This window comes from Cellulomonas sp. P4_D11 (assembly GCF_056401915.1).
The window spans coordinates 1-22,861 of record NZ_JBFUIK010000036.1 but is presented as its reverse complement, the minus strand read 5'-3'; the positions used below and the strand labels follow the sequence as shown (position 1 = coordinate 22,861).

Annotated in this window: 20 protein-coding genes and 2 tRNA genes; 11 read left to right on the top strand and 11 right to left on the bottom strand. The window is 72.6% G+C overall.

Annotation, left to right across the window (positions count from 1 at the left end; all coding sequences use genetic code 11):
* The first annotated feature begins 113 nt into the window (after positions 1-113).
* Genes AC1DT4_RS17345 through AC1DT4_RS17335 form a run of 3 tightly spaced genes read left to right on the top strand, consistent with a single transcriptional unit; the run spans position 114 to position 2,009 of the window.
* Positions 114-980 carry a helix-turn-helix transcriptional regulator gene (locus AC1DT4_RS17345; protein WP_477091028.1) on the top strand — a complete coding sequence of 289 codons (867 nt, stop codon included), beginning with the start codon at positions 114-116 and terminating at the stop codon, positions 978-980.
* Positions 977-1,363, top strand: coding sequence for a nuclear transport factor 2 family protein (locus AC1DT4_RS17340; protein ID WP_477091027.1), 387 nt, complete (start codon positions 977-979; stop codon positions 1,361-1,363). The genes AC1DT4_RS17345 and AC1DT4_RS17340 overlap by 4 nt, the downstream gene beginning before the upstream one ends.
* 58 nt (positions 1,364-1,421) lie before the next feature.
* Entirely contained in the window at positions 1,422-2,009 is a 588-nt protein-coding gene (locus AC1DT4_RS17335; RefSeq protein WP_477091026.1) for a mycothiol transferase, read from the top strand.
* On the opposite strand, the gene AC1DT4_RS17330 is transcribed toward AC1DT4_RS17335, so the two are convergent.
* Complete coding sequence (locus tag AC1DT4_RS17330) at positions 1,987-2,979, bottom strand: helix-turn-helix transcriptional regulator (RefSeq protein WP_477091025.1); 993 nt, start codon at positions 2,977-2,979, stop codon at positions 1,987-1,989. The two genes, AC1DT4_RS17335 and AC1DT4_RS17330, sit on opposite strands and share 23 nt — an antisense overlap.
* Positions 2,980-3,147: 168 nt before the next feature.
* On the opposite strand from AC1DT4_RS17330, the gene AC1DT4_RS17325 reads away from it, so the two are divergent.
* Entirely contained in the window at positions 3,148-3,549 is a 402-nt protein-coding gene (locus AC1DT4_RS17325) for a four-helix bundle copper-binding protein (RefSeq protein ID WP_477091024.1), read from the top strand.
* On the opposite strand, the gene AC1DT4_RS17320 is transcribed toward AC1DT4_RS17325, so the two are convergent.
* Both AC1DT4_RS17320 and AC1DT4_RS17315 read right to left on the bottom strand, forming a co-directional pair.
* The gene (locus AC1DT4_RS17320; RefSeq protein ID WP_477091023.1) at positions 3,546-3,800 is read right to left on the bottom strand and encodes a nuclease; all 255 of its coding nucleotides are present in this window, start codon (positions 3,798-3,800) and stop codon (positions 3,546-3,548) included. The genes AC1DT4_RS17325 and AC1DT4_RS17320 overlap by 4 nt on opposite strands.
* A 348-nt stretch (positions 3,801-4,148) precedes the next feature.
* Complete coding sequence (locus AC1DT4_RS17315) at positions 4,149-4,733, bottom strand: TIGR03086 family metal-binding protein (RefSeq protein ID WP_477091022.1); 585 nt, start codon at positions 4,731-4,733, stop codon at positions 4,149-4,151.
* Positions 4,734-4,827: 94 nt separating this feature from the next.
* Here AC1DT4_RS17315 and AC1DT4_RS17310 point away from each other — a divergent pair, with 94 nt between their 5' ends.
* Together AC1DT4_RS17310 and AC1DT4_RS17305 are read left to right on the top strand one after the other, a co-directional pair.
* The gene (locus AC1DT4_RS17310) at positions 4,828-5,481 is read left to right on the top strand and encodes a TetR/AcrR family transcriptional regulator (protein ID WP_477091021.1); all 654 of its coding nucleotides are present in this window, start codon (positions 4,828-4,830) and stop codon (positions 5,479-5,481) included.
* Positions 5,481-6,086 carry an FMN-binding negative transcriptional regulator gene (locus AC1DT4_RS17305; RefSeq protein ID WP_477091020.1) on the top strand — a complete coding sequence of 202 codons (606 nt, stop codon included), beginning with the start codon at positions 5,481-5,483 and terminating at the stop codon, positions 6,084-6,086. The genes AC1DT4_RS17310 and AC1DT4_RS17305 overlap by 1 nt, the downstream gene beginning before the upstream one ends.
* Here the strand turns inward: AC1DT4_RS17305 and AC1DT4_RS17300 are convergent.
* On the bottom strand, positions 6,083-7,582 hold the full coding sequence (locus tag AC1DT4_RS17300) for a helix-turn-helix domain-containing protein (protein WP_477091019.1): 1,500 nt from the start codon (positions 7,580-7,582) through the stop codon (positions 6,083-6,085). The genes AC1DT4_RS17305 and AC1DT4_RS17300 overlap by 4 nt on opposite strands.
* A gap of 114 nt (positions 7,583-7,696) precedes the next feature.
* Here AC1DT4_RS17300 and AC1DT4_RS17295 point away from each other — a divergent pair, with 114 nt between their 5' ends.
* Entirely contained in the window at positions 7,697-9,658 is a 1,962-nt protein-coding gene (locus AC1DT4_RS17295; protein ID WP_477091018.1) for a phosphoenolpyruvate carboxykinase (GTP), read from the top strand.
* On the opposite strand, the gene AC1DT4_RS17290 is transcribed toward AC1DT4_RS17295, so the two are convergent.
* A complete protein-coding gene (locus tag AC1DT4_RS17290) occupies positions 9,555-10,331 on the bottom strand; it encodes an aldo/keto reductase (RefSeq protein WP_477091017.1) in 777 nt (258 codons plus the stop codon). The two genes, AC1DT4_RS17295 and AC1DT4_RS17290, sit on opposite strands and share 104 nt — an antisense overlap.
* Positions 10,332-10,645: 314 nt before the next feature.
* On the opposite strand from AC1DT4_RS17290, the gene AC1DT4_RS17285 reads away from it, so the two are divergent.
* Together AC1DT4_RS17285 and ligD are read left to right on the top strand one after the other, a co-directional pair.
* Positions 10,646-11,116 (top strand): hypothetical protein, encoded by a 471-nt coding sequence (locus AC1DT4_RS17285; protein ID WP_477091016.1) that lies wholly within the window; start codon positions 10,646-10,648, stop codon positions 11,114-11,116.
* A 123-nt stretch (positions 11,117-11,239) separates the two neighbouring features.
* The gene (gene ligD / locus AC1DT4_RS17280; RefSeq protein WP_477091015.1) at positions 11,240-12,205 is read left to right on the top strand and encodes a non-homologous end-joining DNA ligase; all 966 of its coding nucleotides are present in this window, start codon (positions 11,240-11,242) and stop codon (positions 12,203-12,205) included.
* Between the two features lie 130 nt (positions 12,206-12,335).
* Here ligD and AC1DT4_RS17275 read toward each other — a convergent pair.
* From AC1DT4_RS17275 to AC1DT4_RS17265, 3 genes are all read right to left on the bottom strand, one after another.
* A tRNA-Met gene (locus tag AC1DT4_RS17275) sits at positions 12,336-12,409 on the bottom strand.
* A gap of 423 nt (positions 12,410-12,832) precedes the next feature.
* Positions 12,833-13,552 (bottom strand): alpha/beta fold hydrolase, encoded by a 720-nt coding sequence (locus AC1DT4_RS17270; protein WP_477091014.1) that lies wholly within the window; start codon positions 13,550-13,552, stop codon positions 12,833-12,835.
* Between the two features lie 154 nt (positions 13,553-13,706).
* Entirely contained in the window at positions 13,707-14,276 is a 570-nt protein-coding gene (locus tag AC1DT4_RS17265) for a TetR/AcrR family transcriptional regulator (RefSeq protein WP_456824894.1), read from the bottom strand.
* Positions 14,277-14,471: 195 nt separating this feature from the next.
* Here AC1DT4_RS17265 and AC1DT4_RS17260 point away from each other — a divergent pair, with 195 nt between their 5' ends.
* Positions 14,472-17,726, top strand: a complete 3,255-nt coding sequence (locus tag AC1DT4_RS17260) for an ATP-binding protein (RefSeq protein WP_477091013.1) — start codon at positions 14,472-14,474, stop codon at positions 17,724-17,726.
* A 60-nt stretch (positions 17,727-17,786) separates the two neighbouring features.
* Here the strand turns inward: AC1DT4_RS17260 and AC1DT4_RS17255 are convergent.
* Positions 17,787-17,860: transfer RNA gene (locus AC1DT4_RS17255), tRNA-Met, on the bottom strand.
* Positions 17,861-17,956: 96 nt separating this feature from the next.
* The gene (locus AC1DT4_RS17250) at positions 17,957-20,923 is read right to left on the bottom strand and encodes a UPF0182 family membrane protein (RefSeq protein WP_477091012.1); all 2,967 of its coding nucleotides are present in this window, start codon (positions 20,921-20,923) and stop codon (positions 17,957-17,959) included.
* 149 nt (positions 20,924-21,072) lie between these two features.
* On the opposite strand from AC1DT4_RS17250, the gene AC1DT4_RS17245 reads away from it, so the two are divergent.
* Positions 21,073-21,642: a PPA1309 family protein gene (locus tag AC1DT4_RS17245; RefSeq protein WP_477091011.1), complete on the top strand. Its 570-nt coding sequence runs from the start codon at positions 21,073-21,075 to the stop codon at positions 21,640-21,642.
* On the opposite strand, the gene AC1DT4_RS17240 is transcribed toward AC1DT4_RS17245, so the two are convergent.
* Positions 21,643-22,749 (bottom strand): YlbL family protein, encoded by a 1,107-nt coding sequence (locus tag AC1DT4_RS17240; RefSeq protein WP_477091010.1) that lies wholly within the window; start codon positions 22,747-22,749, stop codon positions 21,643-21,645.
* Between the last annotated feature and the right edge of the window lie 112 nt (positions 22,750-22,861).

The window sequence follows — 22,861 nt, the reverse complement described above, 5'->3', positions numbered from 1 at the left end:
GGCGGAGACGACGGCGCCCGCACGCCGGGTGCGGGCGAAACCGCGGCGGCCGTGCCGTTCCAGGTACTGGCAGGACCTGCCTCCCGGGCGGCTCGCGCCGTACGGTCGGTCCCATGGACAACCGCGACGAGGTCCGGGACTTCCTGGCCTCCCGGCGCGCCAGGATCACGCCCCAGCGGGCCGGCATGCCGGTCTACGGCACCCACCGGCGCGTCCCGGGGCTGCGCCGCGAGGAGGTCGCGATGCTCGCCGGCGTGAGCGTCGACTACTACACGCGCCTCGAGCGCGGGAACCTCGGCGGGGTCTCGGAGGGCGTGCTCGACGCCCTGGCCGGCGCCCTGCAGCTCGACGAGGCGGAGCGCACCCACCTGTTCGACCTGGCGCGGACCGCCGGGCCGCAGCCCGCCCGGGCCCGACGGCGCCCGGCGGCGCGGCACGTGCGCCCGAGCGTCCAGGCGATGCTGGACGCGATGATCGGGGCGCCGGCCGTCGTCCGCAACGACCGGCTGGACATCCTCGCCAGCAACGCCCTCGGCCGCGCCCTGTACTCCCCGGTGTACCGCGATCCCGCGCGCCCGGCGAACCACGCCCGGTTCGCGTTCCTCGACCCGCAGGCCAAGGACTTCTGGATCGAGTGGGAGCGCGCGGCGAACGACACCGTCGGCATCCTGCGCGCCGAGGCCGGCCGGCACCCGTACGACCGTGCGCTGTCCGACCTGGTGGGCGAGCTCTCCACCCGCAGCGAGGACTTCCGCACCCGCTGGGCCACCCACGACGTGCACCTGCACCGCGGCGGGACCAAGCTGATCAACCACCCGGTCGTGGGTCGCCTCGAGCTCGACTACGACACGCTGCAGCTGCCCGCGGACCCGGGGCTGACGATGCTCGTCTACACGGCGGCGGCGGACAGCTCCACGGCCGACGCGCTCAAGGTGCTGGCCAGCTGGGCAGCCACGGTCGACGAGGGCGCCCTGCCATGACCGTGCCCGACCCCGCGACCTTCAGCGCCGCCTGGGCCGCCGCCTGGAACGCGCATGACCTCGACGCCCTGCTGGACCACTTCGCCGACCACGTGGTGTTCACCTCGCCGGTCGCCGCCCGGATCGTTCCGGAGTCCGGAGGCGTCCTGCGGGGCAAGGACGCCCTGCGCGCGTACTGGACCGAGGGGTTGCGACGGATCCCCGACCTGCACTTCACCGTCGAGCGCGTGTTCGCCGGCGTGAGCGTGCTGGTCATCAGCTACCGCAACCAGCGCGGCAACGTGGTCGACGAGGTCCTGGTGTTCACGGACGGGCTCGTCGTCGAGGGTCACGGCACGTACCTGGCCGGCGACGACAACCCGGCGGGAACCACGGAAAGCTGAGGAAACCGCGGGAGGTTCCGGACGCAGATCGTCCGGAACCGGTCCTAGCGTCACGCCCATGACCAAGATCGCACCCTGGATGCCGCCCCTCGCGGGCACCGAGCTCGACCACCTCGTCGGCGCCCTCGACCGGCTCCGCACGACGTTCCGCTGGAAGGCCGACGGACTCGACAGCGCCGGCCTCGCACAGCACATCGGCGTCTCCGCCCTCACGCTCGGCGGCCTGCTCAAGCACCTCGCCGCGGTGGAGGACACCACGTTCCGGTGGAAGCTCGCGGGCCAGCACCCCGGCGAGATGTGGCGGCCGGAGACGTGGGGCGAGAACGACACCGAGCTCCTGTCGGCCGTCGACGACACACCCGAGCAGCTCTACGCCGCGTGGGACGAGGCGGTGGCCCGGTCGCGCGACCGGCTCGCCGAGGCCCTCGAGAACGGCGGCCTGGACCAGCAGGTCCACGACGGCGACGACGACGGCAACCACGCCATCCTGCGACGGCTGCTGTTCGACCTCATCGAGGAGTACGGCCGCCACACCGGCCACGCCGACCTGCTCCGCGAGGTGGTGGACGGTCGCGTCGGCGAGGACCCGCCGCTGGACTGGCGGCCGGTCTCGGGGACGCCGCTCAGCTGGATCCGGGAGTGGTGACGACGGTGCCGGCGGCCTCCTCGGTGGCCGCCAGCATCCGTCGGCCCAGCGACCGGACGGTCGCCAGCAGCTCCGGTCCACCGAGCACCCGGTAGTCGACGGGCACCGACGCGAGCCGCTCGGCGTACCAGTAGGGGTTGCTCGTCGTGCCCACCAGGCGGCACGACGACCCGTCCACCGGCTCGAGCCGGCCGAGACCCCGCGGGAGCCAGTGCTGCGCCCGGTGCGCCGGGGCCTGGACGACGACGTCGACGGCGAACTCCCACCCCGTCGCCAGGTGTGCCTCGAGCTCGGCCACCGGGTCGAGGTCGACGGGCGGGACGAACGTCGCGTCCAGGACGTCGACGCGCTCCACCCGGTCCACGCGGTACGCGCGGCGGGCGTCGGAGGCGACCGAGTGGCACAGCAGGTACCAGCGGCCGTGCCGAACGACGACCGCCCACGGTTCGACCTCGGTGTCCCAGGCGTTGCCGCTCTCGGACCGGTACGCCACCCGGACGCGGCGGTGCCCGGCGCACGCCTGCACGAGGGTCGTCGCGGTACCGGGGTCCGGACGCGCGGCCGCCCGGTCGGGCGCGGGTGCGGCGACGTCCCGGACCGCCCGGACCGGCGCCGCGACCGMCTCGGGCAGCGAGCGCAGGATCTTGCTGATGGCCGTGCCCACCGGCTCGGTCGGGTCGTCGAGGTCGTGGTGCCCGTCCAGCACCGCCATGACCAGCGCCAACGCCTCCGGTGCCGTGAACAGGAGCGGGGGCGGCCGCAGGCCCCGGCCCACCCGGTAGCCGCCGTAGGGGCCTCGCTCCGAGACGATCGGGATGTCGGCGTCGCGCAGGTTGCCGACGTAGCGCCGGGCCGCCCGCTCCGAGACGCCGAGCGTGTCCGCGATCCGTTCCGCGGTGATCCCGGGGCTCGCCTGGATCAGCTCGAGCGTGGTGAGCGCCCGCGCGGTCGGGTTCTGGTCGCCGCTCATCGCCCCTCGTTTCCGGACGCCTTCCGTCCGGAAACGACCTTAGGAGGCCGCGGCTGCGTCCGCGACGACTCCCGATGGGACCGCCTGGACCGTGGCGCCGCGCCGAGCGCCCGGCGTACCGTCGCAAGGGAAGGATTTCCGGGGTGGCGACGAGAGCGGAGACCAACCATGAGCATGATGGCGGACATGATGAAGTCCATGCCGAAGGGCATGACGGGCATGGAGATGCCGATGATGCAGGACTGCATCGAGGCGTGCTCGGCGGCCTCGATGGCGGCCACGATGTGCGCGGACGCCGACGGCAGCGAGGGCATGGGCCGATGTGCGTCCATGTGTATGAACACCGCAGACGTCGCCATGACGATGATGCGGATGATGATGCGCCCGAACGGCTACGACATGGGCGTCATGACCTCGATGATGACGGCCTGCATGACGATGGGCGAGGCCTGCGCGGCGGAGTGCTCCATGCACGCCGACACGTCGGAGCACTGCCGCATCTGCGCCGCGGCGTGCACGGCCATGGTCGACGCGTGCAGGGCCGCGATGGCCTCGATGCAGACGGCCTAGCCGATCACGGGGCGCGCCGCGTACCACGCGCCCCCCAGAGCGACGACCTCGGCCACCAGGTGCACGGCGACGGGCTCGCCGAGCGCCGGGGCGGCACGGGTGGCGAGCACGGCCACCTGGCCGTCCAGGAGCGCGACGGTGATCGCGCCGGCCTCCTGCGCCACGACGAGACCGTCGCGCCATGCGCTCGGCGAGGCGGCGGCGACGGCCTCCTGGATGGGAAGCAGATCGATACGGGTACGGTTCGGCACGTCAAGCTCCATCGATGGTCACGCTGGCCACTGTGTGGTCCGTGCACCGACGCCGGACGGCGGGCGGTGACGGGCTGCGCCGCGGTGCGGCGGGACTGATCCCGACCCTCGGACCAGGCGGAACGCCTGCGGGGAGCTCTCTTCGGAGCTGCGGGGACCGGCTACGACTGGGTCGTCAGCGACACATTCGACAGAGACACCGGCGCGTCGACGCGACGTCGACGGATCCCGCGCGAAGCGGGAGCACAGGCACGGTGCGGGCGATGGACATGCGTCGAGTGTGCGACCGCGTCCATATGCTGTCAAGGCATCTCACATATCGGACGGTCGCCGTCTCCGTCCGCGGTCTCACCCGGCTGGCGTCCACCGCGGGTCCCGCCCGAGGTAGCGCAGGAGCTCGCCGGCCGGGCCGTCGTGGCCCACGGGGAGCTCGGCCGCGTAGGCACCCCACTGCCGCAAGGGCTCCACCAGTGCGCGTGCCGTGGGCAGGATCAGGGCCGCGAGCTCGTCGTCGAGCGGCGACGGGAGGCCCGCCGCGACGGCGAGGTCCCACGCGTGGACGGCGGCGTCGAGCGCGGCCGCGCCGGCCGCGGTCCGGGCGGGCAGGACGCCCTGCGGCAGGGGTGTGGGCGCCGTGCCCTCCGGGTCGACCCCGGCGTACGCGCGCGCGGTGGCGTCGATCGCCGGACCGACGAGCTCGAGCGGTGGCACGACGAGGACGCCGTCGGGGGCGAACGGGTCCCCCGTCGGTCCGTCGGAACCCGTCAGGAAGTACGCGTACGCGCGCTGGTCACCGGCCGCGTGCTGCAGCACCTGCGCCACGTCCCACTCCGCGCACGGCGTCGCGCGGCGCAGGTCCCCAGTGGTCAAGGCCGCGGCCGTGGTGCGCAGCGCGGTGTGCGCGCGGTCCAGGACGTCGAATCCGGTGCTCATGTCGTCGCCTCCATCGTCGGAACGGAATGATTCATTCCGTTAGGTCCGAGCGTAGCGGAATGATCCGTTCCGTTCAAGTGCTACCGTGAGCCTCATGGAGGCCTTGAGCGGTCGGCGCGGTCAGGCGGCCCGCAACGACGTCACGATCCTCGCGGCGGCCCGCGAGGTGCTGACGGGCGACCCGACCGCCCCCGTCGCGGCCGTCGCGCAGGCCGCCGGCGTCGGCATCAGCGCGCTCTACCGCCGCTACCCCAGCAAGGAGGCGCTGCTCGCGCAGCTCTGCCTCGACGGGCTGGCGGAGTACCTCGTGGTCGCGCGGGCCGCGCAGGAGCTCGACGACCCGTGGGACACGTTCGCCGAGTTCGTCCGCGGCATCGTCGCCGCCGACGTGCACGGCCTGACCGTCAACCTGGCCGGGCTGTTCACGCCGTCCGACGAGCACCGCCGCCTGGCCGACGAGGCCGGCCGGCTCGGCCGTGACATCCTGGCTGCCGCGCAGGCCGCCGGCGTCGTGCGCGCCGACGCCGACCCGCAGGACCTCGCGATGATCTGGGAGCAGCTGACCGCGCTCCGGCTCGGCGACGCCGACCGCACCGCAGCCCTCCGGCGCCGCTACGTCGAGCTGCAGCTGCAGGGCCTGCGCCCCGCGCCCGACGCCGCTCCCCTGCCCGCCGGCGCGCCGACCGCTGCCGAGCTCGGCGCCCGATGGGTCCCGCGGTCGGCACCCCACCACGACGGGAGCCGTTGATGCGCCATACGCCGCGCTACCTGATGACCGACCCGGAGGAGGTGAAGCGCCTCGTCCGGCAGAACCCGTGGGCGACCTTCGTCTCGCCGGCGTCGACCGGGCTGGTCGCGTCCCACTACCCCGCGCTGGTCGAGGACGGCGACGGCCTCACGATCGTCAGCCACTTCGGCCGGCCCGACGACGTCCTGCACGAGCTCGGGCGGCACGAGATCCTCGTCATCGTGCAGGGGCCGCACGACTACGTCTCCCCCAGCTGGTACGCGCCCGGCGACCTGGTCCCCACCTGGAACCACGTCACCGCGCACCTGTACGGCACGCCCGAGATCCTGTCCGACGACGAGAACTACGCGATGCTCTCGCTGCTCACCGACCACTTCGAGCAGCACCACCCGGGCGGCCGCAGCCTGAGCGAGGACGAGGCCGGCACCCGACGCACGGCGAAGGGCACCGTCGGCCTGCGCCTGCGGGTCACCCGGTTCGACGCCCGGGCGAAGCTGAGCCAGAACAAGGCGCCCGGGGTGGTGCAGAACGTGATCACCCAGCTCGAGCCCACCAACCCCGCGCTCGCCGACGAGATGCGGCGGGTGAACGGCCCGTCGGCCTAGCCGTCGACCGCCTCGTCCGACGTCGGCGGCGCGTGCCGGTCGAGGAACGCGTACACCTCGCGCGCGTCCACGCCCGGGAACGCCCCGGTGGGCAGCGCGGTGAACACCTGCTGGTGGATCCGGGCGCTGGGCCACGACGCGTCCTGCCAGCGGGCGGAGGCCGTGGCCGGCGGACGGCGGCAGCACGCCTCGTCCGGGCAGGTCGACTGGTGGCGGACCGTCGTGTCGCGCCCGCGGAACCACGTCGCCGACGCGAACGGCACGCCGACGGCGAGCGCGAGCTGGCCGGTGGTGCCCGAGCCCGTCTGCGTCGAGCACCAGAACGTGCCCTCGGGCGTGTCGGTGTACTGGTACGACTCCGAGGTGCGGTCGCGGCGGGTCAGCGCGCGCCGCACCCCCCAGCTCCGGCAGACGAGCTGACCCTCGATCGCCCCGGTCACGTCCGTGGGCAGCGGCAGGCCGTCGTTCGCGTACGCGCGGTAGATCGCCCCGTCCCCGCCGATCCGCACGAAGTGCACCGGGATGCCGAGGTGGTGCGTCGCCAGGCTGGTGAACCGCTGCGCCGCCGCCTCGTGCGTCACGCCGAACGCGTCCCGCAGGTCCTCGATGGCGAGGTCCTTCTCCTTCTTGTGCTGCTGGAGGTGCTCCACCGCGGCCGACTCGGGCATGAGGCAGCAGGACGCGAAGTAGGTGGTCTCCATGCGCTGGCGCAGGAAGTCGTCGTACGACGTCGGCCGTTCGTGCCCGAGCACGCGGTGCGCGATGGCCTGCAGCGCGAGCGAGCGCAGCCCGTGGCCACCGGGCGTCGAGGCCGGCGGCAGGTACACCCGGCCGTGCGCGAGGTCGGTGACAGTCCGCGTCGAGGCCGGCAGGTCGTCCACGTGGATGATCGCGAACCCGAGCTGCTCGGCCATCCGGGACACCGCCCGGTGCGTGAGCGCCCCCGCCGTGTACCCGGCCTTGCGCGCCATGGTCTCCGCGAGCCGCTCGATCTCGGGCAGGTAGTTGTCCCGCCGCTGCCGCTCGAGGCGGATCTGCGTGTTCGCACGGCGCGCCTCCTCGGGGGTCGCGACGGCCTCGAGGTCGCGCCGGGCGAGCTCGGCGTGCAGCCCGACGATCTGCTCGAGCACGGGCAGGGGCAAGGACCGACCCGGCCGGACGGTCGGCAGGGAGAGGCGCTCGAAGCCGGCTGACCGCTGCGCGCGGTCGAGCGCGATCTCGAGCGCGGCCCGTCGCGACGGCGGCTCGGGGTCCAGCAGGTCGGCCACGGTCACGTCGAGCTCGTCGGCGAGGGTGCGCAGCAGCGCGAGGCGGGGCTCGCGGCGGCCGTTCTCGAACAGGGACAGCAGGCTCGGCGTCACGCCGACCCGGCGGCCGAGGTCGTCGAGCGTCAGCCCGCGCGCCGTGCGCAGGTGCCGCAGGCGGCGCCCGAGGGTCAGCGCGTCGGGGGCACCGTTCGACCCGGCGTCGTCGCGATCCCTGTCCTGTGCGGCCACAACGTGACTCTATGTCAAGAAGCGTGAAACTTGACAGCCTATGTTCCCCGTGGATCGCCGTGCCTTGACCACACGATGGCTGTACCCGCATCACCGCGAAGGAGAACTAGCACCATGACGACGCTCATCGAGGCGCCCACCACGACCCCCGCCCGTACGCTCGCCGACGTCACGGCGGTCGCCGTGCAGGGAGACGTCCACGCCTGGGTCGACGCCGTCGCCGAGCTCACGGAGCCCGACGCGGTCGTCTGGTGCGACGGGTCGGACGACGAGCGGCGCGCGCTCGTGGCCCAGATGGTGCGCACAGGGACGCTCCTGCCGCTCGACCCGAGCCTGCGCCCCGGCAGCTACCTGGCGCGCTCCGACCCCGACGACGTCGCGCGGGTCGAGTCGCGCACGTTCATCTGCTCGGTCGACCAGGCCGACGCGGGTCCGACCAACAACTGGCGCGAGCCCTCGGCCATGCGCGCGGAGCTGGACGCGGTGTTCGCCGGCAGCATGCGGGGCCGGACGATGTACGTGGTGCCCTTCTCCATGGGACCCGTCGGAGGCCCCCTGTCCCACGCCGGCGTGCAGCTCACCGACTCGCCGTACGCCGTCGTCAGCATGCACGTCATGACGCGCGTGGGCCGCTCCGTCCTCGATCTCATCGAGGCGGGCGCACCGTTCGTCCCGGCGGTGCACTCGGTCGGCGCTCCGCTGAGCACCGGCGACGTCGACGTGCCCTGGCCCTGCAGCACGACGAAGTACATCTCGCACTTCCCCGAGACGCGCGAGATCTGGTCGTACGGCTCGGGCTACGGCGGCAACGCGCTGCTCGGCAAGAAGTGCTTCGCGCTGCGGATCGCGTCGGTCATGGGGCGCGACGAGGGCTGGCTCGCCGAGCACATGCTGCTCGTCCGGCTGACGTCGCCGCAGGGCCGCCGGTACCACGTCGCCGCCGCGTTCCCCTCGGCCTGCGGCAAGACGAACCTCGCGATGCTGCGGCCGACGCTCCCGGGCTGGCGCGTCGAGACGATCGGCGACGACATCGCGTGGCTGCGGCGCGGGCCCGACGGCTCGCTGCGCGCCATCAACCCGGAGGCGGGGTTCTTCGGCGTCGCCCCGGGCACGGGAGTCAGCACCAACCCCGCGGCCGTCGAGACGCTCGGCCACGACACGATCTTCACCAACGTCGCGCTCACCCCGGACGGTGACGTGTGGTGGGAGGGGCTGACGGACACCCCTCCCGCGCACCTCACCGACTGGCGGGGGCGCGACTGGACCCCCGCCTCGGCGGAGCCGGCCGCCCACCCGAACTCCCGGTTCACGGTCGCGGCAGCCCAGTGCCCGACGATCGCGGACGGCTGGGACGACCCCGAGGGCGTGCCGCTCGACGCCATCGTCTTCGGCGGCCGCCGGGCCACCAACGTGCCCCTCGTCGCCCAGGCGGAGAGCTGGGAGCACGGCGTGTTCATGGGCGCGACGATCTCCTCGGAGCGCACCGCCGCGGCGGAGGGGCTGGTCGGCGAGCTGCGCCGGGACCCGTTCGCGATGATGCCCTTCTGCGGCTACGACATGGCCGACCACTGGGCGCACTGGCTGCGCGTCGGGGCCACGCTCGACCCGGCGCGACGCCCCCTCGTCTTCCAGGTGAACTGGTTCCGCAAGGACGCCGACGGCCGGTTCCTCTGGCCCGGTTTCGGCGAGAACTCGCGCGTCCTGGCGTGGATGGTCGAGCAGGTCGACCGCGCGCGCGGGCTGCGCACCGACGTCGGCGCCGTCCGCAGCCCCGTGGGTCTGCTGCCCGCGCCGGACGCGCTGGACACCGACGGGCTCGACCTCTCCCCCGGCGCGCTCGCGCAGCTGTTCGAGGTCGACGCCGACTCGTGGGCGCGCGAGGCCGACCTCACCGAGGAGTTCTTCGCCACCTTCGGCGACCGCGTGCCGTCCGCCCTGCGCGACCGGGGGGGGCGGGCCCGCCCCCGACCGCTCAGCGCACCGCGTCGATGGCCGCCATCTGCTCGGGCGTCAGCTCGAACCCGACCACGTCGAGGTTGCTCGCGATCCTCGCCTGCGTGGTCGACTTCGGGATGACCACCACGTCGTGCTGGATGTGCCAGCGCAGCACGACCTGCGCCGGCGTCACGTCGTGCGCGTCGGCGGCCTCCACGATCGCGGCCGACTCGAGGTTCGTGCGCTTGAGGGGGCTGTAGCCCTCCACGACGACGCCCCGCTCCCGGTGGGCCGCCAGCAGGTCCGGGTCGTGGTCCCGCGGGCTGTACGGGATCTGGTTCACGGCGGGCGCCTCACCGGTCGCCTCGATCAGCTCGTCGATCTGCGCGATCGAGTAGTTGGAGACGCCGATCGACCGGACCAGCCCCTCGTCGCGCACCTCGCGGAACACCTGCCACGTCTCGGGCGCCGCCCTGCGGCCCGGAGGCCAGTGGATCAGCCAGAGGTCCAGGTGGTCGGTGCCCAGCGCCGCGAGCGACTCGGTCAGCGTCCGCCGTGCCCGGCCGGCGTGGTCCGGCGGGAGCTTCGTCGTGACGAAGACGTCGTCCCGGTCGATCCCGACGGTGGCGAGCGCGCGGCCGACCTCGGACTCGTTGCCGTAGCCGGTGGCCGTGTCGATGTGGCGGTAGCCCAGCTGGAGGGCGGCGCTGACGGCGCGTTCGGCCGCTCCGCCCTCCGACTGCCACGTGCCGAGGCCGACGACCGGGATCTGCCCGCCGGGCAGGGTCAGGGTGGGGATCGGTACGGAGATCATGGCGCCAGTCTCGCCCGGCTCAGCCGTGTGCGCCCTCCGGACCGGGTGACATCTACGCCCAGCCGTATCCCCTGGGGCGTCCCGCACCCCTGAAGACCAGGGGGTCCTCCTGATCCGACGCTCACCGTGACCACGGGACTCTGGCCTGACACCACCAAGACGACGGCAACGTGGCCGTGGGACTCACGGTCACCGTCGAAGGCGCCGACAGCGGGACGACGACCCGGCCCGCGACGTCCTCCTCACGGCCGACCACACACATCGCGCACCGCGGGTCGAGGCGCACCCATCTCGACGCAAGAAGAGACCGCGCCATGACCACCGCGACCACCCACAGAAGAGCTCATCTCGAGACCGTCATCGAGTTCGAGATGGAACCCGACCCGGTGCACGAACCGCCGCACGACCTCGGCGAGCGGGCGCTGCACGTCCGCCGCGTGCTCGGCGGTGCCGGGCTGGCCCTCGGGATCGCTGCCGCCGGCGTGCTCGGGACGGACCTCGGAACCCGGTCCGTGCCGCCGCACACCACCGCCCCGGCCTCCCATGTCCACGTGCCCGCGGGCGCGTCGTGCCGGCCCGTCGGCGTCTCTCCGTCGAGACCCGGTGAGCCGCACATGCGGTGCGCGGCCCCTGTCCCCGCGACGCCGTCGGCCGAGGTCGCGATGCGCGACGCCCGCGAGTCCGCGATCGCCGCCGCTCGGGCGCGGGCTCAGGCCCACGGCCCCGGGACCGGGACGAGCCGCCGGTGGGCGCCCACCGACGTGCCGACGGCAAGCACGCCCTGAACCGTCGAGGGACCGTACGGCACGCGGTCGACTGCACATCGAGCACCTGCGATGCAGCCGACTCCGGACCGAGCGCCGAGCCTGCCTGCCACCGCCGAGCCGCGTGGCGCGCTTGAATGAGGCATGGCCCCGGACCAGTCACCCGCCGTCGAGCTCGAGGTCGGGTCCCGGACGGTGCGGATCTCCAACCCCGACCGCGTCTACTTCCCCGCCAGCGGGGCGACCAAGCTGGACCTGGCGAGCTACTACCTCGCCGTCGGTGACGGGATCGTGCGTGCCCTGCGGGAGCGCCCGTGCATGCTGCACCGCTACCCGACGGGCGTCGCCGGCGAGAAGGTGCACCAGAAGCGGCTGCCGCGCGGGGCTCCGCCGTGGATGGAGACGGTGGAGCTCTACTTCCCGCGCTACGGCCGCACCGCCGACGAGCTGTGCGTGACCGAGCTGGCTCACGTGATCTGGGCGGTGCAGATGTCGACCGTCGAGTTCCACCCGTGGAACAGCCGCCGGGGCGACACGGAACGCCCCGACGAGTGGCGCATCGACCTGGACCCGATGCCGGACTGCCCCTTCGACCGGGTGCGGCGGGTGGCACGCGTGGCGCAGGAGGTGCTGGACGAGCTGGGCGCAGTCGGCTGGCCCAAGACCTCCGGCGGCTCCGGCCTGCACGTCTACGTCCGGGTGGCGCCCGAGCACGGCTTCGCGGACGTGCGACGAGCGGCGCTCGCCTTCGCCCGGGAGGTGGAGCGCCGCGCGCCGGACGACGTCACGACGACGTGGTGGCGGCGCGACCGGGACCCCTCGCTCGTGTTCGTCGACTACAACCAGAACGCGCGCGACCACACCATCGCCTCGGCCTACTCGGTGCGAGGGACCCCGGACGCCACCGTGTCGACGCCCCTGCGCTGGGACGAGATCGACGACGTCGACCCCCGCGACTGCACCCTGCGCACGGTCCCCGCACGCTACGCCGAGCTCGGCGACCTGCACGCCGGCATCGACGACGCGGTGTTCGACCTGGCGCCGCTGCTCCGCTGGGCCGAGCGAGACGAGCGCGACGGGGCCACGGCGCCCCCGGAAGACGACTCGTGAGCCTGCCAGAGGGCGCCATCTCCACGGCGTGACCGGCGCTGACCGCTGGGGAGACAGCCATGTGGGGGTCTGGGCAGAGAGCCTGCACGACGAAGGCCCGGACCATGTGGTCCGGGCCTTCGTCTTCGTGTAGCGGGGGCAGGATGTGAACCTGCGACCTCTGGGTTATGAGCCCAGCGAGCTACCGAGCTGCTCCACCTCACGTCGGTAGTCCACCCCGATGATCGCCACACGCCGGTCCTCCTCAGGTTTCCCGGTGGAGACGTGCTGGAGGTTGCCACGGAAGTCCGCCCAGCCGATCGTGTGCGCGTCCCGCACCGAGACGAAGCCCGGCGGGCCCCCGCGGAACTGGACGCAGGGCCATCCGGTCTGGCTGACCGTCGCGAGGTACAAGCCGTCCATCCGGGCCAGGAAACCAGCCTCTCGTTGACCCAACGGGTCGGCGCCCGGGGCACCCGTCGCCCCTGACCGCACCCGGTCGTAGAGCTCGTCGCTGCCGTAGTGCTGCTGGTCCTCGCGGACGTCATCAGTGAAGGCGATGCACCCGTACTGCCGTCTCACGTCGGCTCCCTGTCGTCGGGTCGTGCCGGCGTCCGCGCTCCCGCCGCGACGGCTGCCGAGAGGAGGTCAGGCGGTCACGGAGGCGAGAGCCTCGCGGATGACCTCGGCGACCTCCTTGGGGTGGGAGAGCATCAGCAGGTGGGACGAGTCGATCTCGGAGACCTTCATCCCCGCGCGCTCGTAGCCGAACCGCTCGACGTCGGGGTTGATGACGGTGTCCGAGGAGGCCACCACGCCCCAGGCGGGCTTGGTCTTCCAGGCGGCGACGCTGGCCGGCTGCGCGAACGCGACCGCAGCCAGCGGGCGCTGCGAGACGGCCAGCACGCGGGCGAGGTCGGGCTCGACGTCGGGCGCGAAGATCTCCGGGAACCTGGCGACGTCGACGAAGACGTCGGTGCCGGGCTCGTCGGAGCCGTCGACGGGGAACGTGGCGTAGGCGAGGGCCCCCGCCAGCGGTGACTCCGGGAAGCGTCCCTGCAGCTCACCGAGGCTCTCCCCCTCGTCCAGCGCGTAGCCGGCGAGGTAGACCAGTCCGACGACGTTGTCCTCGACACCGGCCACGGTGATCACCGCGCCCCCGTAGGAGTGCCCGACGAGGACGACGGGGCCGTCGATCTGGCGCACGACGGAGGCGATGTACGCGGCGTCACCGACCAGGCCGCGGTTGGGACCGGCCGGGACCACGACCTTCGTGCCGTCGTCGAGCAGCTCGGCGACGACGCGGGCGTAGCTGGAGGCATCGGCGAAGGCTCCGTGGACCAGGACCACGGTGGGTGTGACAGACATGGCTTCTCCTCGGATCGCACCGCCGACGGGACGGGTCTGCTCGCGGCGGTAGACGGCTGTTTTTCGGATCGCTCCCTGTGCCGCCGACGCTAGAGAGCCGGTGTGGAGAAGAAGTGACGAACGAGTGGACCGCCGTCCGCGGGACCGGCGGACGTCAGTCCTTCAGCACCGCGGCCTCGACCCGTTCGAGGATCCACCGTCTCGTTCGGTCCACTCCCCACCCGAAGGTCTCGACGGCGAGGACGAACTGGGCGTGCTGGAAGTGGAAGAAGATGATGCGCGCCGCATCGTCCACCGACAGACCATCGGCCAGGTCACCGACGTCCTCGATCCCCTGGACGATCACGGCCAACGCCTCGTGATGACGCTGATCGGCGATGCCGACGAAGTCCGCTGCCGGCGGAGCGCTCGCGGCCGCCCGGGTGACGATGCGGATGATGTCGTCGTCCGCGGCGTAGAGCTCGACGTAGCCGTCGGCAAGCGTCGTCAGCTTGGCATGTCCGGTGGTGGCCGCCGCGCAGTCGGCGATGATGCGGGTCACCAGGTCGCTCCGGGTCCACATGTCCATCAGCGTCCGGAGCAGACCCTCCTTGCCGCCGCACTGGGCGTACACGGTGGCGGCGGAGACCCGCGCCTCGCGGGCGATCGACGGGACCGTCGTCTGCTCGTAGCCGTTCGCGGCGAAGAGCTTGCGGGCCGCCTCCACGACGCTCTGCCGCGTCATCTCGGCGTACTCGTCGCGCCGGCTGGGTGGTCGTGACTCGCCTGGCACCGTCGGTGGTCCCGTCCCTCGGTCGTGGGATCTGGCTAGAGAGGTACTACAGCGCCTAGATTATCTGTCGAGCAACCGCACGAGCGCTCCAACTCGCACCACGCCACTCAGACGACCAGATGCGGAGCCGGCGGACAGGAGACGGACATGAGCGTGACGCTCGTGCACGAGGGCCCCGACCGGGTCGGGCCACCGGCGCTCACGCAGCCGTTGCGCCTGCAGGTGCTCGGTCCGCTCCGGCTGTGGCGAGGCACCACCGAGCTCGACGCCGGACCGCGCCAGCAGAGCTATCTGCTGGCGCTGCTCCTCGCTCGGGGCGGCCGTCCCACCGGCGCCGCGGAGCTGATCGACCTGATCTGGGGCGAGGGCGCGCCCGCGAGCGCGTTGAACGTGATCCACAAGCACATCGGTTCGCTGCGGCGTCTCCTGGAACCCGACCTCCCGTCCCGCGACGCGGGCACCTACCTGGTGCGCCGGGGCGCCGGCTACCTGTGCGCGGCAGGAGCGGACGTCCTCGACCTCGCGGCGTTCCGCCATCTCACCGGCGCTGCACGATCAGCCCTCGCCGCAGCCGACGGGACGACAGCACTCGACCTGTTCGTCGAGGCGCTCGGTCTGTGGAGCGGCCCGGCGGGCGACGGGTGGGCGCACGGGCCTGCGGCCGCGTCGATCTTCGCCGGCCTCGACGACGAGTTCTTCCGGGCCTGTGTCGACGCCACAGGGGTCGCGCTGTCCCACGGTTGCCCCGAACGGGTCCTGCCCGCACTGCACCTCGCCGCCACGATGGCGCCTCTGCACGAGCCGGTGCAGTCGTGCCTGATGGACCTGCTGGGCGCTGCGGGCCTCCAGGCCGAGGCGCTCGCCGTGTTCGACACGGTGCGCAGCCGCCTGGTGAACGACCTCGGCATCGATCCTGGAGCTTCGCTCGCGGCCGCGCACCACCGGGTGCTCGCGCAGACACGATCGTCGACCTCCGCCACGCAGCCTGCCCCGCCCTCGGGCACTGCGGCTGGGGACACGGGCGTCCCGGGACGACTTGTCGGCCGCTCGGACGAGATCGCCACGTTGCGCCACGCGCTCGAACCGACCTTCGCCGCGAGAACTGCAGTCGTGCTCCTCGAGGGTGAGCCCGGGGCCGGGAAGAGCCGCCTCCTGGAGGAGCTCGCCTGCCACGCTGCGGCACGTGGCGCTCTCGTCGTGCGGGGCCACTGTCTGGAGGGCGAGGGGACCCCCACGATGTGGCCGTGGATCGAGGTGGTGACCGGCCTCGTCGACGCCATGGCGCCAGACCGGCGCGAACGATGGCTCTCGCGCGATCTCGGCCACCTCGTCGGCACCGACGCGGCCTCGTGGCCGACGCTCCCGATCCCTGACAGCAGCGCCCGGTTCCGCCTGCAGGAGCAGCTGGTCGACGTCATCGCGGAGTCGGCCCGGGAACGACCCGTGGTGATGGTGATCGACGACCTCCAGTGGGCCGACCCCAGCTCGCTGCAGGTGCTCGAGCACGTCATCGCCCGACTCCCTGCCGGCAGCGCCGCCGTCGGCGCATCTCGCGACTCCTGCCCCTCGCCCAGCCCCGACCTGTCCCACATGCTCGCCGCAGCCAGCCGCGCGCCCGGACACCGCCGGGTCAGGGTGGGGCCTCTGAGTCCGCCCGAGGTCGCCGAGCTGGTCCAGCTCGAGACCGGCGTCGTCCCGACCACGGAGATCGCCACGCTGGTGCACAGCCGCACGGGGGGCAACCCCTTCTTCGTGCAGGAGCTGGGCCGGCTGTGGACGGCTGGCGAGGCGGCGTCCAGGCCGGCGGTGCTGAGCACCGGTGTGCCCCTGACGGTCCGCGACGTCGTCCGCGACCGCCTCGGCGCACTCGACCACGATGCGCAGGAGCTCCTGGAGGTCGCAGCGCTGGTCGGCCGGGACGTCGAGATCGCCGTGCTCGCCCGGGCAGCATCTCTCGACGTGTCAGCCAGCCTCGGGCGCCTCGAGCCCGTGCGCGCCCTCGGCCTGATCGGCCCGAACCCGAGAGATCCGTACAGCTACCGCTTCGTCCACGACCTCGTGCGGCAGGCCGTGTCCGAGGCGATCCCACCGGGCCGCGCCGCCGCGCTCCACGGACGGATCGCCGATGCCCTCGAGGGCGCCGGGCTCGGCGGAGAGTCCGTCGCCGAGAGGGTCGCCCACCACCTGTGGGCGGCAGGTCCCCTGGGCGATGCGGCCCGGACGGTCGACGCCCTGATCCGCGCCGGAGCCCGGGCCAAGGAGAAGACCGCGCTGGGCGCGGCAGAGCGTCAGCTCAGATCTGCCGTGGAGCTCGCGCGCCGATCGTCCCTGCTCGAGCTGGAGCTCGAGGCGCTCTCGCAGCTGATCGCCGTCGTCGGCATGCGCTCGATGTACGGCCGGACGTCGGTGAGCCTGCTGGAGCGGGCGGAGCAGGTTGCCCGGGGCCTCGATCGCGAGCGGGATGCCGCCGGGTTCCTCTTCTCACGCTGGACCGCGCACGGCCAGGGCCTCGAGCTGGAGACCAGCGGCCCCCTCGCTCGTCGGCTGCTCACGCAGGGCACGGCGTCCGACGACCTGGTCGTCCGCATCTACGGGCAGGCCGCCTGGGGGATCCACCAGTGGCACCTGGGCAACGTCGGAGAGTCGTTCCGTACCCTCAGCGCGATGCACTCCGACGGCCGTTCCGAGGAACGCGCGGCAGACCCCGACCCGGTCCGGGACGGTCTGCAGCTCCTCACCGCCGGCACGTTCGCCGAGATCTCCGCGTACCACGGGGACGCCGCACAGGCGCGAGTGCTCCACGACCGGCTCGAGACAGCGGCCGGTGACGACCCCTACGCGGTCACCGTCGCCACCACCATGGCGGCTCGGACCGCCGCGGTCGTCGGTGATCCCGAGTGGGCACTCGGCCGCAGCGAGCGTGGGATCGCAGTCGACCCGCACTTCTCCTTCGTCTTCCTCGGGACCTACCTCCGGCTGGCGCGGTGCTGGGCGATGGCGATGAGCGGGCGCGACCCGGGTCCGGCGTCGGACGAGGCGGAACGACTGATCCTGGTGAACCTGTCGAACCCGGTTCGCTCGTGCGTCTCGACCTGGTACGCGCTGCTCGCCGAGATGCGCATCGCCGCGGGGTCGCTGTCCGCCGCGTCCGCGGCCCTCGATCGTGCCGACGACTGCCTGGAACGCTACGGCCAACGCTCGGCAGAAGGGCTCGTGGTCCTGGTGAGGGCGCAGCTGGCTGCGGCCGCCGGCGACCATCTCGGCGCCGTCCGCCTGGCCGAGCGTGCCCGGGCGGTCGCGATCGGCCGGGGCGCGCACGTGTTCGCGAGTCGGGCCGAGCTGCTGCTGACGTCGCTCCAGGTCTCGCCGGTTCCCCGGGCGGTCTCAGTGGTGCATCGCTGAGCAGGGGATCGCGTGAACGACGAAGGCCCGGACCATCAGGTCCGGGCCTTCGTCTTCTTGTAGCGGGGGCAGGATTTGAACCTGCGACCTCTGGGTTATGAGCCCAGCGAGCTACCGAGCTGCTCCACCCCGCGTCGGTGAGTACAACTTACCCCAGGCCCGAGGGGCGACCAAATCGCGAGGCACCCGACCGGCGGTGGCGTGCGTCACCACCGCCGGTCGGGTGCACGTCACTGACCGAGGCGCGCCTCGGCGTCGACGGCGTTCTGGACGGCCGTGTCGAGCCGCTTCTGCGCCTCGCCGTAGGCCCCGAAGTCGCCGATGGCGAGCGCGGCCTGGCTGTCCGCGATGGCCTGCTTGGCCTGCTGCAGCGCGCGGTCGAGGTCGGCTCGGGCGGTCGCCTCCGTGCCGGTATCGGTCCCGGGCTCCGCCGGCGGCGGGGTCTCGGTGCCGGTGGTGGGTGGCGTGCCGGTATCGGGCGAGGTCCCGGCGTCGCCGGCGTCCGCCCCGGAGTCGCCGCCGAAGACCTGGTCGAGGGCGCCGTCGAGGGTGTCGGCGAACCCGATGTCGTCGCCGAACGCCACGAGCACGCGCTGCAGCAGCGGGAACGTCGTGCCTGACCGGGCCTGGACGTAGACGGGCTGCACGTAGAGCAGACCGCCGCCCATGGGCAGGGTGAGCAGGTTGCCGCGGACCACCTGGGAGTCGCCGCGTCCGAGGATGTTGAGCTCGTTGGACACGGTGGGGTCGGCGACGAAGTTGTTGTTCACCTGGCCGGGTCCGGGCACGGTCGAGTCGCGTGGCAGCTCGAGCAGGCGCATCTTCCCGTAGTCCGCCGAGGGTTTCCCGGCCTCGTTGCCCGCGTCCGCATCAACCGCCAGGTAGCCGGTCAGCACGTTGCGCGCGTTGGTGCCGGTCGGGATGAACGTCGACATCAGCGAGAAGCTGGCGGCGTCCTGGTCCGGCATCTTCAGCGTCAGGTAGTACGGCGGCTGCGGCACGGCGACGCTGCTGGTCGGGTCGTTCGGGTTGGCCCAGAAGTCGTTGCCGGAGAAGAACTGACCGGCGTCGATGACGTGGTAGCGGGCCAGGAGGTAGCGCTGCACCTTGAACAGGTCCTCGGGGTAGCGCAGGTGGCTCATCAGGTCGCCGTCGATGGACGACAGCGGCTCGAGCGTGGACGGGAACGTGCGGTTCCACGCCTTGAGGATCGGGTCCTCGGCGTCCCACGCGTAGAGGGTGACCGAGCCGTCATAGGCGTCGACCGTGGCCTTGACCGAGTTGCGGATGTAGTTCACGGTCTTGGGCTGCAGGGCCTGGACCGTCTCCGAGGACTCGGTGAGGGAGTCCGTCGTCGCCTCGTCCAGCGGGCGCGACGCCGAGTACGGGTACTGGTCGGACGTGGTGTAGCCGTCGACGATCCACTTGACGCGGCCGTCGACGACCGCCGGGTACACCCGGCCGTCGAGCGTCAGGTACGGGGCGACCTTCTGGACGCGCTCGCGCGGGTCGCGGTCGTAGAGGATCTGCGAGTCGCTGGTCACGCGGTCCGAGAACACGATCTGCTCGGAGCCGAACTTCAGCGCGTAGAGGAGCTTGGTGAGCGGGTTGCCGATCGTCGGGCCGGCCGAGACCGTCTTCGTCGGGAACGTGCTGTTCACCGCGCCGCCGGAGGCGTCGTCCGGGAAGTCCAGCTCCCACGGCTTGGTGCCCTCGGGCGCGCCGACGATCGAGTACGTGGGGGCCTTCGGGCTGAAGTAGATGCGCGGCTCGTACTCGCCCATGGAGCCCGTGGACGGGATCCCGCCCTCCCAGAAGTCGGGCGCACCGCGGACGGCGGTCGTATTGCCGAAGGCGGCAACCACGCCGAACCCGTGGGTGTAGACGGTGGAGTCGTTGGTCCAGTTGCGCTGCTGCGCGTCGAGCCCCTCGAGCGACAGCTCGCGCACGGCGATCACCGTGTCGCGGCTCTCGCCGTTGATCTCGTACCGGTCGACCGAGAGCGAGTCCGGGAAGTCGTAGAACGCGCGGATCTGCTGGAGCTGCTTGAACGACGGGCTGACGATCTGCGGGTCGAGCAGGCGGATCGACGCGGTGGTGTCGGCGTCGGCCCGCAGCGCCCCGGCCTCGGCGGTCACCTTGGCGTCGTAGTCGGTCTTCTCGACGTCGTCGAGACCGTAGGCGTCGAGGGTGGCGCCGATGTTGCGCTGGATGTAGTCGGCCTCGGCGTCCTGCTGGTTCGGCTGCACCTGGAAGCGCTGCACGACCGCGGGGTAGATGCCGCCGACCGCGATCGCGGCGACGATCATGAGGCCGACTCCGATGGCCGGCAGGCGCCAGTTGCCGCGGATCGCGGTGACGATGAACATCAGCGCGACGAAGATCGCGATGCCCGCCAGGATCGCCTTCGAGGGGATGACGGCGTGCACGTCGGTGAACGAGGCGCCGGCGAACTTCTGGTCGCGCTTGGTGTTCATGAGGATCGAGTAGCGGTCCAGCCAGTAGCTCGCCGCGATGAGCAGCATGAGCACGGCCGCGATGATCGAGAGCTGCACGCGCGCGGCGCGCGTGGTGCGCGGTGCTCCCCCGCGCTGGCCGCCGATCCGGAGGCCGCCGTAGAGGTACTGCGTGGCCAGCGCGCCGATGCCCGCGAGCACCGTGACCGCCATGAGGAACGAGACGACGAACCGCAGGCCGGGCAGCGTGAAGAGGTAGAAGCCCAGGTCGATGCCGTACTGCGGGTCGGTCTTGCCGACCGGCGCACCGTGCATCCACAGCTGGATGGTCTGCCACTGCTGCGAGGCGGCCGCACCGGCGAACAGGCCGAGCACCGCCGGCCCGACGATCATGACGAGCCGCCGCAGGGGCTCGATCGCCTCGCGGTACTGGTCGAGATTCGCCTGCTCCTGCGTCGACGGCGCGTAGACCGGCCGCGAGCGGTAGCCGAAGCTGAGGCTCCAGAACACGGCACCGGCCATCACCGCGAACCCGAGCACGAACAGGATGGCGCGCGTGCCCCACTCGGTCGCGATCACGTTCGAGAAGCCGAGCTGCTGGTACCAGAGCACCTCGGTCCACACCTGCGCGAGGATCAGCACGATGATGACGAGCGCCCCGAGGACGACGAGCGTCGGGGCGAGCGCCCCGCGTCGACGCTGTGGCGCCGTGCGGGGTCGGGGCGGGCTTCCGAAGGTCACGGCGTGGCGGTCCTCGTCGTCGGCAACAGGTTGAGCACTGCTGACGCGGCCGCGGACCGCGTCGAGCGACGCGCACAGGACGCACACCACTCGCACGCTGAACGTGCCGGTCGACGCACAGGTTCCCACACGGATGCGACCATGAGCCGGTGTCCGACGACCCCGCCGCCCCCGTCTCCCCTGTGTCCCCCGCGCTGACGGCCCTGGCCGACTCGGTCCGCGAGATCGAGCACCACGTCGCCGCCGCCGGCTGGGACGGGCCGGTCCGCGTGTTCGCCCTGGTGCGGACGCAGTCCATGCTGCTCACCGAGCCGGGCCTCGCCGCCCAGCTCGACCCCGCGGTCCTCGCCGCGGCCCGCACCGAGCCGTGGCACCTCACGTCGGTCGAGCAGGAAGAGCTCCCGCCGGCGCCGGACCTCGAGACGCTCCTGGCCGGCCTCTCGTGGCCGTCGACGGTCGACGGGATGGCCGTCACGGTCGAGCGGGTGGTCCTGCCGCCGGCCGCGGAAGAGGCGATGCCGCAGGACACCGACGCGGCGCTGGAGTTCCTGCTGGCGCACCCCGACCGTCAGGACGTGCGGCTCGTCGTGGGCGCGCTGCGCGACGGGCCGGCGTGGTGCGCGGTACGGACGCGCGCGAACGACGACGACGAGCAGGTCGGCCAGGGTCCTGACCTCGTGCCCGGGCTGGTCGCCGCGGTGCGGACGACCCTCGAGTAGCTACGAGGTACAGGTCGGCAGGTCCGCGGCCGTGCCCGCACCGATCGCGGTGATGGCCTCGCGGGCCTCGTGCAGGGTGGAGATGCGCACCACGCGCAGTCCGTCGGGCACGTGGCCCACGACCTCGTCGCAGTTCGACGCCGGCGCCAAGAACCAGGTCGCGCCGTCCCGCTCGGCGCCCGCGAGCTTCTGCCGGATGCCGCCGATCGGCCCGACCTCGCCCGTGACGTCGATGGTGCCGGTCCCGGCGATGTCCTTGCCGTTCGCCTCGTCCTCGGGCGTCATCTTGTCGACGATCCCGAGCGCGAACATGGTGCCGGCGCTCGGGCCGCCGATGTCGTCGATGCTGATGGTCACGTCGACCGGGAGGTCGAAGGTCGGGTCGATGAAGACGCCGATCTGGGCGTGGCCGTCGTCCTTGGTGCCCGTCACGATGGGGACGTCGACCACCTGGCCGTGCCGCCGGACCGTGAGCGTGACGGTCGAGCCGGGGTCCACCCCGTCGAGCTGCGCGATCAGGCCCTGGTAGTCCGGCACCGGGGTGCCGTCGAGCGCGACGATCACGTCGCCCTCCTCGACCTTGCCCTCGGCGTCGGTGCCCTCCACGGTGCCCGCGACGACGAGCGTGGCCGGCACCTCGTAGCCCAGCTCCGTCAGCGCGGCCACCGTGGCGTTCTCCTGCGAGGACACCATCTCGGCCGTGTTCGACTTGTCGATCTCGTCCTGCGTCCGGTCCGGCGGGTACAGCAGCTCGACCGGGAGCACGACGACCCACGGCGAGAGCCAGCCCTGCAGCACGCCGACCGCGCTGGACGGGAAGCCCGGACCACCCGTGCCCGACACGGTGGTCAGCCGCAGCTCGCCGGTCGAGTCGTACGTCTCGGCGCCGGAGATCTGGATCAGCGGCGTGCCGTCGTGCTCGCCCAGCACGTCCCGCGTCGGTCCGGGGCTGTTCACGGCGTACGGCACCGGCATGACCACGAGCACGGCCAGCAGCAGGGCGGTGACCAGCATCCCGACGGACAAGGTGATCGAGCGGGGGCTCACGCGCTCGGGCTCGGGCACGCCGAAGGGGTCGTCGACGGGGGTCGGGGGCTGCTCCAGCACGCCGCCATCATCCCCTGTCGCCGTCATGGTCGCCGACGCGCCCGCGCCTGGCGCCAGACGGCGGCGGTACCGATGAGGGCGACCGCCGCGCCGGCCGCGCCGAGCGCCGCGG